At 67.8% G+C, this 897-nt stretch carries 1 protein-coding gene; it reads right to left on the bottom strand.

Going from position 1 to position 897, the window contains the following annotated elements; genetic code table 11:
- Positions 1-68: 68 nt before the first annotated feature.
- The coding region (locus tag DF196_RS13095; protein ID WP_146194772.1) for an integrase catalytic domain-containing protein at positions 69-897 on the bottom strand (829 nt) is incomplete at its 5' end.

Here is an 897-nt window from a genome sequence, read left to right on the forward strand (position 1 = left end):
CGAGGTGCCTCATTTGAAAATGAGCGCGTAATCCGGAGTGGTGCCTCACCTGTGGTGAGCGTGAAATCCTAGTCCGCGTCGGCTTGTGGGGTTTCGTCGTCTTCCGGTTCGACGCCCGCGATCCGGGCGAGCGTCTTGTTCAAGTATGCCATGTCCGGGCCCATGCGTCTGGCCAGCCGCGCGGTGCGCGGTGCCGCCAGTGCTTCGAGCCGGTCCTGGATGTCGTGGATGCGGCGGACGAGCTCGGCCGGGTTCACGGTCGCGAGCGTGTGTTCGATCTCCTCTCGCTTGTCGTCGGGTATGAAGCCGGGGCCGCCGGCGGCCCTGTCCGCCTCGTCGAACTCCTTGAGCCGCTCCCACGGGGTGCGTGGTGCGTCGTAGACGCGGCGGGGACGGCCGTCCCGGGTGCTTTCGCGCGCGACCGGCTTCTTGGACGGGGTGAACAGGTTGGCCTTGACGCGCACCAGCTCCCATAGCTCGTTGAGCAGGCCGAGCTCATCGACGGTGTACCGGTAGTAGAACGCGTGGCGGCGCACGACGTGGTTGTTGCGGGACTCGACGGTGGCCTGGTCGTTCTTCCTGTAGGGGCGGGAGCGGGTCTGCTCGATGTCGCGCTCCTGCAGCCAGGCGATCAGGTCGCGGTTGATGAACTCGCTGCCGTTGTCCGTGTCGTAGGAGCGGATGCGGAACGGCAGACGGGCCTCGACCAGCGCCTCGGCCTTGGAGAGGTTCGCGAACGCGTTGTTGCGGCACGACGCGTTCTCGGTCCATCCGGTGGCGACGTCGACCACGGTCAGGGTGCGGCAGAACTCGCCCCTGACGCTCGGCCCGCAGTGGGCCACGGTGTCGGCCTCGACGTTGCCGGGCAGGCCGTCCAGCTCGTCGCCGGCCTTCCTG

This window comes from Bifidobacterium callitrichidarum (assembly GCF_003129905.1).
Classification (GTDB): domain Bacteria; phylum Actinomycetota; class Actinomycetes; order Actinomycetales; family Bifidobacteriaceae; genus Bifidobacterium; species Bifidobacterium callitrichidarum.